Raw genomic sequence first — 11960 nt, 5'->3', positions numbered from 1 at the left:
GGTGACAAAAGTGACACTTTTGATATTGTTTGATACCTTTTGAGTTTTTTATTAAATCTTCTCTTTATTATTTTTGAGCTCTCTCGCAATTCAATAATCCGGAGGTATATATATAAGATAAAAACGCCAACCAGAAGTTGACGTTTTATGAATACTGAAATAGTTTTTGTATTGTGTGTTATGCCGGAGCATTTTGTTTATTAGCCTTTTGTGCATCTGCAAGTATCTGACGTCTTTCTTTTCTGAAATTTTCACGCAAATCAGATAGCTTTTGTTTTTGGGCAGCCGGAGCAATGCGGCTCATTTCTATAGCTTTTTTTTCTTTAATGTAGTTTTCTTTTAAAGCATTTAATTTTTCTACACTGGCATTATCTAATTTCATGCCTTTTCTACTTCCATAAGTAAAAGTTTTGTCCTTTGAGAAATCTTTTCTGATATCTCTTAGTTTGCTTTGTTGCTCAGGGGTATAGATTTTATTCAAATCGTCACGATGTTGTATCGCTAGTTCTTTCGATTTGCTTCTGTAGTTTTCATTTATTGCTCTTATTTGTTGCTTTTGTTCATTCGTAAGGTTGAGGCCCTTCAAGTCCTTTTTGTATTGTATTGCTAATTCTCTTTGCCTGTCGTGCCTTTTACCTCTCATACTCATTTCCTTCTCCCTTTTGCTTTGCAGTTCTTTCAGCTTTGTTTGTTGTTCAGGAGTCAGAATGTTGTTTATAGCATCACGGTGTTCTCTTCTTAGTTCTTTAATTTTAGTCCTTCTATCTTCTTTCGAAATATTTGAATTACTTCTCAAATCCGATATTTTTGCTCTGAATTCATTATTAGCAGAATCCACTTTTTGTTGCTGTTCGGAAGTTAAGTTTAATTCCTGCGGTAAAGAAAATCCCCGTTTACTACGCCTTCCTTCTTGTGCACTAACTATTGTTAGCGAAGTAAAAGCCAATATAGCTAATGATAAAAATAATCTTTTCATGACCTTTCGATTTTTAATTGTTTCATGATACTTAGATGTATATAACTTCTTGAGGTTTAATATGAAATATTATTTTAACTTTTTATTATATGTTTAGTAATGATTAATTTCTTCTTTCTTATTAGTTCTACAGAGCTATTCCCAAGGGTTTCGTGCTATGTAATTCCAGCTTGTGATCAGTGTGATATATAATATAATTTAACAATCAGTTAATAATGTGAAAACAATAATTATGCCTAACGGTATTTTGATTAACTTGCATAAAATAGATAAGATAAATCGATAAACTGATATTTTATGACTTGGGATAGATTTGCGATTGCATCGAATGAAGAAAGAGGAGAGTTAGATAGTATTCAATATTTGGAGTCGGGCATAACAAAATATACATCAATAATTAGAGATAAAATATCAAAATCAGCATCATTGAAAATTGATTTTTCTGAAGAATGGTCATTGTTTGCCGGAACTTCGATTGAAGAAACTGATTATATGCAACCAATAGCAAAAGGACAGGGGAGAGGTGTTTTTCCCTTGACTATATCAGACCCAAGAAGATACTACTTTGTGTTAGCTACTGCCAACGAAAAAGTTATATTATCTGAACAGCACTTGCCAATGGCAGGAGGATACAATTTTAGAGATTTAGGCGGTTACAAAACACAAGACGGTCGTCGTGTGAAATGGGGTAAAATATTTCGCTCAGATGATCTTCATGATCTGAATGATGTAGACTTGGCTTATCTGGCTTCTATTCCTTTGGTTTCTATCGTAGATTTCAGGTCTGAAAAAGAAATGATGCAAGCTCCGGATAAAAATCCGGTTTCGGTAAAACAGAACTATCCCTTGTGTATAAGTCCCGGAAATCTTATGGCTGTAGCAACTTCTAAAGATGATTTGTATAAACTTTCAGTAGATGAAGCGGACACCCTGATGAAAGGAATGAATACTCTTTTGGTTACAGATCCGTTATGTATAAGCAGATACCGAGAGTTATTCAGATTGCTTCAAAATGAAGAAAATGTTCCTCTTATGTTTCATTGCTCTGCCGGGAAAGACCGTACAGGTATGGCGGCAGCTCTTGTATTATCGTCTTTGGGCGTAGATGAAGAAACTATATTGGACGACTATTTGCTTTCTAATTTCTACTTAGCAGATAAATATGCCGAATATAAAAATGCCTCTCCTGCATTGAAGTCTTTATTTGAAGTCAAACCTGAATTTTTGAAATCAGGCTTGGATACGATTAAAAAAGAATACGGTACAATAAATACATTTTTGAAGAATATTCTGAATGTGGATATTGAAAAAATGCGTAAGCTGTATTTATCTTGATAAAAAGACGCTGGTGTAAAAGTCGATGTAGTCGGAGATGTTTCACTCCGTTGAACATGATGAGAATATTGAAATTACATTTAACTCACATCTTTCTCTCTAAATAGCTTTGTATTTGAATTCTTTGGCTAATACTCCATCATAGTATTGTTTGATAGGATAGTTTTCGGCATCATACTCGTATGTAATATCCTTGGTGTCAGTTCCAAACCTCGAGTCTAGTGTAGTAGCCTCAATAGCATTGTTGTGACCTAAAAAGTCGCTACACCATTTCATATTATTCATATGTAGTGTCCAAAACCAGAGGGGTAAACCTTCTATGCTGGAAAAGATAGACTTGTTCGTATCAAAAGAGTAATCAACCACTATATCTTCTTTACCCGAAATTGAGTGAACTGAATATTTTATAAGATTATTGTGATTGTCGTACGAAAATGCTTCCCATAAATTTCCATCTTCAAATGTTGTTTTACTCAATCTATCTGAGTTATCTGTATAAATCTTATTATATTCTGTTATTTTACGGAGCTGTTTACCGCTGCTTTTAACTTCTTCGGTTATGTAGTCGTTATTATCATACATAAATTTTGAATTGTTAATAGCTTCTCCTCTATCTCTGTTTATAAGGCATTCGGCTAGTTTCCCATTTTTGTCATATTTTAGAGTGAATTCCCTAAAAATAATCGGCCCTTTTTCTTCGATATATATTAATTGATTTTTTGAATTATATTTCAGGCTAACAACTTCTTTCGATTGTATAGAATTTATCTCTATAATCAACTTTTTTGTTTGGGCATCGATGCTAAAATTCAGACAAAGTAAACTAAAGAGAACAAGGGCAAGAGTTTTTTTCATATATGTCAGATTCTAAAAAATAATATATTATGAACGGTAGTTTTAAAAGTTTAGTATTGGTTGTAAAACATTTATTTGTGTGATGATTCCTTTGAATGAAAAGACCAAAAAGAAATAGCCTGATTTTATAGTCAGGCTATTCTAATATTTGTCAATTCAGATCAATTAATCATATTCATTCCAAGCTTTAATTTCAAGCTCATCTACATTCATCTTACAGAATGCCTGTATAAAAGCTGATGCAAGGCGCGAGTTGGTAAGCAATGGTACATTAAAGTCTATCGCTGCACGACGGATTTTATAACCATTGTCGAGCTCACTGGTTGTAAAATTCTTAGGAATATTTACGACAAGGTCGATCTGCTTGTTGTGTATCATTTCCAATGCATTTGGCTGTTGATTGTCATTTGGCCAAAATACCTGAGTTGCAGGGATTCCGTTTTCTACAAGGAATCGTTGAGAACCTCCGGTTGCATATAACTCATATCCTTTTTGGTGTAGAAGTTTTGCTGCTTGGAGTAACTCTACTTTCGATTTAGCCGGGCCGGTTGAGAACAATACGGTCTTTTTCGGAATCTTGTAACCTACAGACAGCATTGATTTAAGCATCGCATCGTAGAAGTTATCACCGATACAACCTACTTCTCCGGTCGAAGCCATATCCACTCCTAATACAGGGTCGGCTTTTTGCAGACGTGAGAAAGAGAACTGAGATGCTTTGATTCCCACATAGTCAAGATCGAAATCATTCTTATTGGGTTTCTCTACTTTTTTGCCAAGCATCACCTGAGTAGCCAGTTCGATAAAGTTTATTTTCAAAACTTTAGAAACAAAAGGGAAGGAGCGGGATGCTCGCAGGTTACACTCGATTACTTTAATCTCGTTATCCTTCGCTAAGAACTGCATGTTGAAAGGTCCTGATATCTGTAACTCTTCAGCTACTTTGCGGGCAACTTTCTTTATGCGTCTTACTGTTTCTATATATAGGCGTTGAGCAGGGAATTGTATTGTCGCATCTCCCGAGTGAACTCCTGCAAACTCTACGTGTTCTGAGATTGCGTACATTATGATTTCACCTTTGTTGGCTACAGCGTCTATCTCTATTTCCTTTGCATTTTCAACAAATTCGCTCACTACTACCGGATGTTTCTTTGAAACTTCGGCGGCTAGTCCTAAGAAGTTTTCCAACTCCTGATCGTTAGAGCATACATTCATCGCTGCACCTGACAGTACGTATGATGGACGGATCAGCACAGGGTATCCAACTTCGTCTACAAAGCCTTTGATGTCTTGCAGAGATGTTAGTTCTTTCCAGCGAGGTTGATCTACACCTATGCGGTCGAGCATACTCGAGAACTTGTGGCGGTCTTCTGCATTATCAATGCTTTTAGCTGTAGTTCCCAGTATGTTAACCTTAGCTGCGTCAAGGCGCATTGCAAGGTTGTTCGGTATCTGTCCACCCACCGAAAGTATTACTCCATGAGGATTTTCGAGTTCGATGATATCCATTACACGTTCAAATGTGAGTTCATCGAAGTATAGGCGGTCGCACATGTCATAGTCTGTAGAGACCGTTTCGGGGTTATAGTTGATCATTACCGATCGATAGCCCTCTTTACGGATACTTTGCAAGGCATTCACCGAGCACCAGTCAAACTCAACCGAAGAACCGATGCGGTATGCACCTGAGCCCAGAACTATCACCGATTTGTGGTCTCCTAAGTATTTCACATCGTTTTCTCTACCATTGTATGTGATATACAGGTAGTTTGTTTGAGCAGGATACTCTGCTGCCAATGTGTCTATTTGTTTTACACAAGGTACTATTCCGTTCTCTTTACGTATACGGCGCACATCGTGCTGAACTCTTTCTACAAGAGTTGGTTCTTTACATACAATCTTCGCTATCTGGAAATCAGAGAATCCCATTTTCTTAGATGTATGTAGTAAGTCTAAAGGAAGAGACTGTACATCGTCATATTTTTCAAGTTCTTTAGAACATTGATATATGTATTTCAGTTTTTGTAAGAACCAATTATCGATTTTAGTCAGGTCATGGATTTGATCTACTGTATATCCTCTCTTGAAGGCTTCTTCGATGCAGAATATACGTTTGTCTGTTGGGTTTTTGAGTGACTCATCCAGATCATCCACTTCCAGAGGCTTGTTAGCCGCAAATCCGTGCATGCCGATATTGATCATGCGAAGACCTTTCTGTATCGCTTCTTCGAATGTACGTCCTATTGCCATTATCTCACCTACAGACTTCATACTAGAGCCAATCTCTCTAGATACTCCATGGAATTTACCTAAGTCCCAGCGAGGTATTTTTACCACAATGTAGTCGAGTGCAGGTTCGAAGAATGCACAAGTAGATTTTGTTACAGAGTTTTTCAATTCGAACAATCCATATCCCAGACCTAACTTTGCCGCAACAAAAGCCAGCGGATAACCTGTAGCTTTAGATGCAAGAGCAGAAGAACGGCTCAGACGTGCATTTACTTCGATTACTCTGTAATCTTCCGATTCTGTATCGAAGGCAAATTGTACGTTACATTCTCCAACGATGCCTATATGTTTTACGATGCGGATGGATAGTTCACGAAGCTTGTGAAACTCATCGTTCGTTAATGTTTGCGATGGTGCTACAACAATACTTTCTCCTGTATGTATTCCGAGCGGGTCGAAGTTTTCCATATTACAAACAGTCATACAGTTGCCGTACTTGTCACGAACCACTTCGTATTCGATCTCTTTCCAACCCTTGAGCGATTTCTCAACAAGAATCTGAGAAGAGTAGGAGAAGGCCTTTTCTGCAAGAGCCCGTAACTCTTGTTCATTGTCACAGAAACCTGAACCTAGTCCGCCTAAGGCATAAGCTGCACGGATGATAATTGGGTAACCTAAGTCTTTAGCTGCCTTTACTGCATCTTCAATTGTGCCAACGGCGTGGCTCTTGATGGTTTTTACATCTATCTGATCTAGTTTCTTTACAAACAATTCACGGTCTTCAGTATCCATGATGGCCTGTACAGGCGTTCCGAGAACTCGTAAATTGTATTTTTCAAGAATTCCTTCCTGAAAAAGCTGTACTCCACAGTTGAGTGCTGTTTGTCCTCCAAAAGCTAACAGGATTCCATCCGGTTTTTCTTTTTTGATAACTTTCTCAACAAAGTATGGAGTAATAGGCAAGAAATATATTTTGTCAGCACTCCCTTCTGAAGTTTGTACTGTTGCAATATTAGGGTTGATAAGTACAGTTTCAATTCCTTCCTCTTTCAATGCTTTCAGAGCTTGCGAACCGGAGTAGTCGAACTCTCCGGCTTCTCCAATTTTTAATGCACCCGAACCAAGGACTAATACTTTTTTTACGTCTATATTTATATCCATTTAAGCTGCTTTTTTATATAGTGGATTATAATTTTTCAATAAATAAATCGAAAATAAAGGCTGTATCTGTTGGGCCGCTACATGCTTCTGGGTGAAACTGTGCCGAAAAGAATGGTTTAGTCTTATGCTTGATACCTTCGTTTGTTCCATCATTCAGATTGATAAATAAAGGCTCCCATTCTGCACTTAATGACGCATTCGCTACCGCATAGCCATGGTTTTGTGAAGTGATGAAGCATTGAGTCGAGTCAACCATCTTTACGGGCTGATTATGACTGCGATGTCCATATTTCAATTTATATATGGTTGCTCCGCCAGCTTTAGAAAGTAGCTGGTTGCCCATACATATTCCGCAGATCGGTTTGCTTCCTTCCATTGCCTTACGAATATTCTTTACAGTTTCTTCACAAAAATCAGGGTTGCCGGGACCATTTGAGATAAACAATCCATCCCATTCCAACTGATTGAAGTCATAATCCCAAGGCACGCGTATTACTGTTACGTTTCTCTTTAGTAAGCTGCGTATGATATTATGCTTAACACCGCAGTCTACTAGAACTACCTTCTTCTCTCCGTTGCCGTATGTCAACACTTCTTTGCAACTTGCAATTGCAACCTGGTTTTCGATATTCGGATCATAAAACTCAATTTCGTTTGCACCTTTGAAAACGATTTTTCCTTTCATCGAACCTTTTTCGCGGAGTATCTTTGTCAGCTCACGCGTATCAATGCCATAAATACCCGGTACGTCGTGCTCTTTTAACCAGTCTCCCAGACTTTTTTTAGCATTCCAGTGAGAGTATTCGTGCGAGTAATCTGAGACGATGAGTCCGCTTACTTGTACTTTTTCTGATTCGTAAAAATCGGAAATTCCGTTGGTAAGTGTATCGTCGGGAACTCCGTAGTTACCAACAAGAGGAAATGTGACAACTAGTATCTGACCTAAATAAGAAGGGTCGGTAAGGCTTTCTGTATAGCCTACCATTGCAGTGCTAAATACAACTTCTCCGGCTTTTGCGGTTTCAGAGCCGAATGACTTTCCTTCGAAAATTGTTCCGTCATCAAGAATTAGTTGAACTGGTTTGTCTAAATGCATCGTTTGTTTATATAAATATGTGGTTAAATAAGCTATTTACAAAGATAAAAAAAAAAGGAACGGGATATCTGTCATATCTGTTCCTTTTATTATAATAGTAAATATTGTATCTTTTTCTTTCTCATTATTTCAAATATTCTAAATATCTCAAGCGAATATCTGAGGTACAAAGTTAAGTATAAAAAATGAGATAAAGTGTCTTTTTGAAATTATAATTTTTCTTTTTTCATAAACTTGATCTATTTTAAATAAAAAAGTGGAGATAAATTACTTATCTCCACTTCTTAGCTATATAAATTGATTTATTTTAATTTAGCCAGCGTCTCTTTAACTCGTTTCATTGCTTCAATGATATTTTCATCAGATGTTGCATATGAGAAACGGATATAATTTGCCGCTTCGAAAGCAAGTCCGCCAACACATGCCACATGTCCTTCTTCTAAAAGGAACATGGCAAGATCGGCCGATGTTTTGATCGATCTTCCGTTGTATGATTTGCCAAGGTAATAGCTGCACTCAGGGAACAAATAGAAAGCTCCTTCGGGTTTGTTTACTTTAAAACCTTCTATTTCGGAAGCTAGTTTTACGATCAGGTCACGGCGACGTACAAAAGCCTGTCGCATATCTTCTACACACTGCTGTCCGCCTAGATATGCTGCCTCTGCTGCTTTCTGAGCAATAGAAGATGCTCCCGAAGTGTATTGACCTTGTAGCTTATTGCAAGCTGCTGCAATCCACTGTGGGGCTGCCATCCAGCCTAAGCGCCAACCTGTCATGGCATACGCTTTAGATACTCCGTTTATAATTACGACTCTTTCCCTGATGTTTTCAAACTGGGCAATGCTTTCGTGTTTACCTGTATAGTTTATATGTTCATATATCTCATCGGAGATTATGATTATATTAGGGTGTTTAGCCAATACATCAGCCAGACCTTTCAATTCTGCTTTGCTGTAGATACTTCCTGTAGGATTAGAAGGGGAGCATAGTATTATAGCTCTTGTTTTGGGAGTAATTGCAGCTTCTAACTCAGCCGGAGTTATTTTAAAGTTTTGCTCTATACCTGTATGTATAACAATACTCTTACCTTCGGCAAGTTTTACCATTTCTATGTAGCTTACCCAGCATGGAGCAGGTATAATGACTTCGTCATCCGGATTAACAACACTTAGTACAGCATTGCAAACTGCTTGTTTGGCTCCGTTCGAACAAATAATTTGTTCAGGCTTATAACTCAATCCGTTTTCTGTCTCCAGCTTCTTACTTATTGCTTGTCGCAACGAAAGATATCCGGGAACAGGAGAATAAAATGAAAAATTATCATCAATAGCCTTTTTTGCAGCCGCCTTTATATGATCCGGTGTATAAAAATCAGGCTCTCCAACACTTAGGTTGATCACATTGATTCCTTGAGCCTTCAATTCGTTGCTCTTTTGCGACATTGCTAAAGTTTCTGATACAGAAAGGTTCGCTATGCGTGCTGATACTTGTGTCATTTTCTATCGATTTTGATTATATGATATTCTTATTTCTATAATTACATAATAGATTAATCTACATTATGTAAGTCATGGCCCATACGTTCTTTTTTAGTATGCATATAAAACTCATTATACTGGTTAGGAGTAACTTCGATCGGTACATTCTCTACAACAGTAAGCCCAAAGGATTCCAAACCTTTTCTTTTTACAGGATTATTTGTAAGTAAGCGCATTTTACATACATTCAGGTCGCGAAGAATTGCAGCCCCAACGCCATAATCGCGCTCATCGGCACGATATCCCAAGTGTAGGTTTGCATCTACTGTATCGTAACCTTCTTCCTGTAATTTGTATGCTTCCATTTTTGCCATCAGGCCAATGCCACGACCTTCCTGATTGAGGTAGATGACAACCCCTTTTCCTTCTTTTTGTATCATCTCCATCGATTTGTGAAGTTGCTCGCCACATTCGCAGCGTTTCGATCCAAAAATATCGCCAGTCATACAAGACGAGTGTACACGAACGAGTATCGGTTCATCTTTATCCCATGTCCCTTTTATAATGGCTACATGTTCTAATCCTGTTGCTTTTTGTTTGAAAGGAATTAGTTCAAAATCTCCATATGCAGTTGGCATTTTTACTTTAGCTCCTCTTTCTATAAGAGATTCTCTTCCGAGCCTGTATCGTATCAGGTCAGCAACAGATATAAGTTTGAGATTGTATTCATCTGCCATTTTTCTCAGTTCAGGCAGACGAGCCATTTCACCATCTTCTTTTTTTATTTCAATCAATACTCCGGCAGGATATAGTCCGGCTAAACGTGCCAGGTCTACAGCTGCTTCGGTATGTCCAATACGGCTTAGTACACCTTTGTCTTTAGCTCGTAATGGGAATATATGTCCCGGACGACCAAAGTCTTCCGGTTTGGTTTCTTTTTTTGTTAGAGCCAATATTGTTTGTGCCCTGTCGTATGCAGATATCCCTGTTGTAACACCATTTTTCAATAGGTCGATTGATACAGTGAAGGGAGTAGAATGCATAGAGGTATTGTTGGTCACCATCATTGGTAAATCTAGTTCGTCACAGCGTTCTGATGTCAGCGGAGCGCAAATCAAACCTCTGGCATGTGTCTCCATGAAGTTTATCTTTTCCGGAGTAATTGCTTCTGCTGCAATTATTAAATCGCCTTCGTTTTCACGATCTTCATCGTCTACTACAATAACGAAATTACCTTTTTTAATTTCGTCAATTGCTTCTTCTACTGTGTCCAGTTTAATCTTATCCATTATTATATTATTTCCAGTCTGTTTTTGTCATTTAATTTTTATCATCTCACGTTCTATATTTTTCTTTAAATAAGGATAAAATCCCCAGATAAATATAAAAGAACCAACAATGATGCCAAACATATTTTTTCTTGTCTTTTTGTCAATAGATCTGTAGAAGTCGAAGTAACAAATGAATGATTTTATGAAAAATACAGCATACGCTACTACTATCAAAGACGACATGATAAAGCTAAGCTTTATTATCACTGACAATATAGAGAATAGTATAATAACCAAATAAATAAGCATGGCTATTTTTGCATTTTTCATAAATGCATTAAATATACTTTGAGATTCTACATAGTTTATCTTTTTTACTTTCACATCAAAGAAGCTGGCACCCTTATCTTTCAATATGCTTAATACGAGTTGTAAGGTGTCTTCGTCGTAACTATACTCTTTATGATTCTTCGCTATATCCTTCAGGTTCTCAATACTCATCTCTTGGATATACGCAATCTGATCGGGATTTGCATTGAGTGATGCAAGATCGGGAACAGTATTAATGTCAACCGATTGCTCTGTTTCATATATTGTCTTTTTCTTTAAGCCCAATATTTTTCGGAAGAAGTTTCCATAAGCTTCGGGGTTGAATAGAGCAGAGTCGTTCATCGCCTTATATGTGAGGAATACGCCTAATGGGAAAAGGGCAAATGAGCTTAGCCACATACCTTGCCAAACTTCCCAAACTCCATCGCGTGCCATTTTGTACCCGATGTTATCGATAATATAATAAACGATAAATAGAAGTACAGAGACAACTACCGGCATACCTAATCCTCCTTTTCGTATAATAGCCCCCAATGGTGCTCCGATAAAGAAGAAGATGAGACAGGCAAAAGATAATACGAATTTACGATGCCATTCAACTTTATGCATACGTATATTCTTTTGCATGTTTATTTTCTGCGTGGTCTCCATGATGTTGAACCTGCTGCTTTCGGCTTCGTTTGCAGCAAAACCTACATATCTTGATATTTCATCATTGCTATATGTATTTAGCAATGAGTCAAAATCTATTGTATTTATAGATTTTTTCTTCAAAGGTTCAATTGCTTGTTCCTTATTCGGTAATGCCGTTTCTTCTGTTTCCACCTTTTTGTATGCATCAGAATTGCGATACGTTAAATAGGTGTTTTTCCCTATCACCTTTCTGTCATGTACGTTCACACTGTCAAGTCTGGAACTTAGAGAGTCTATGGAACTCCCTAATTGAAAAATATTTTTTGATATTTGTGTTCCTTCCAGATTAGATTCGTCCATTCTATCAAATCCACTATTGAATGGAATGACTATTTTCTTTTCTTTAAAATTCTCTCTACTATATGGAACAAACTGATTGTTTTGACGTGTTTCGTTAAGTCCGGATTGTGAAAAGTTCGCGAATCGCTGTCCCGAATATAAGTTCAACAAAAGAAAATCTTTGTTGGACGATATGCTCATAAGGGCGGAGTCGCAAACGAATACCGACATATTATCAAACCCCTCGGATGTATCAT

The 11960-nt window shown here is 37.4% G+C and carries 8 protein-coding genes; 1 reads left to right on the top strand and 7 read right to left on the bottom strand.

What is annotated here, in order from left to right:
• Positions 1-178 precede the first annotated feature (178 nt).
• Positions 179-976 carry a hypothetical protein gene (locus tag LDB17_RS05675; protein ID WP_252639366.1) on the bottom strand — a complete coding sequence of 266 codons (798 nt, stop codon included), beginning with the start codon at positions 974-976 and terminating at the stop codon, positions 179-181.
• 297 nt (positions 977-1273) lie between these two features.
• Here LDB17_RS05675 and LDB17_RS05670 point away from each other — a divergent pair, with 297 nt between their 5' ends.
• Positions 1274-2311 (top strand): tyrosine-protein phosphatase, encoded by a 1038-nt coding sequence (locus LDB17_RS05670; RefSeq protein WP_393924924.1) that lies wholly within the window; start codon positions 1274-1276, stop codon positions 2309-2311.
• 99 nt (positions 2312-2410) lie between these two features.
• On the opposite strand, the gene LDB17_RS05665 is transcribed toward LDB17_RS05670, so the two are convergent.
• The 6 genes from LDB17_RS05665 to LDB17_RS05640 all read right to left on the bottom strand — a co-directional run.
• Positions 2411-3166 carry a hypothetical protein gene (locus tag LDB17_RS05665; protein ID WP_252639368.1) on the bottom strand — a complete coding sequence of 252 codons (756 nt, stop codon included), beginning with the start codon at positions 3164-3166 and terminating at the stop codon, positions 2411-2413.
• A gap of 165 nt (positions 3167-3331) precedes the next feature.
• Entirely contained in the window at positions 3332-6556 is a 3225-nt protein-coding gene (gene carB, locus LDB17_RS05660) for a carbamoyl-phosphate synthase (glutamine-hydrolyzing) large subunit (protein WP_135105891.1), read from the bottom strand.
• Between the two features lie 25 nt (positions 6557-6581).
• Positions 6582-7652, bottom strand: a complete 1071-nt coding sequence (carA, locus tag LDB17_RS05655) for a glutamine-hydrolyzing carbamoyl-phosphate synthase small subunit (RefSeq protein ID WP_252639369.1) — start codon at positions 7650-7652, stop codon at positions 6582-6584.
• A 302-nt stretch (positions 7653-7954) separates the two neighbouring features.
• Positions 7955-9148 (bottom strand): pyridoxal phosphate-dependent aminotransferase, encoded by a 1194-nt coding sequence (locus tag LDB17_RS05650; RefSeq protein WP_252639370.1) that lies wholly within the window; start codon positions 9146-9148, stop codon positions 7955-7957.
• Between the two features lie 53 nt (positions 9149-9201).
• A complete protein-coding gene (locus LDB17_RS05645; RefSeq protein ID WP_135105898.1) occupies positions 9202-10419 on the bottom strand; it encodes a bifunctional 3,4-dihydroxy-2-butanone-4-phosphate synthase/GTP cyclohydrolase II in 1218 nt (405 codons plus the stop codon).
• Between the two features lie 27 nt (positions 10420-10446).
• A partial coding sequence (locus LDB17_RS05640) for an LptF/LptG family permease (RefSeq protein ID WP_393924923.1) occupies positions 10447-11960 on the bottom strand: 1514 nt, incomplete at its 5' end.

Source organism: Dysgonomonas sp. Shenzhen-Wh21 (assembly GCF_043392705.1).
Classification (GTDB): domain Bacteria; phylum Bacteroidota; class Bacteroidia; order Bacteroidales; family Dysgonomonadaceae; genus Dysgonomonas.
Note: the sequence above shows the minus strand (reverse complement) of the source record. Positions and strands in the feature narration are given on the sequence as shown.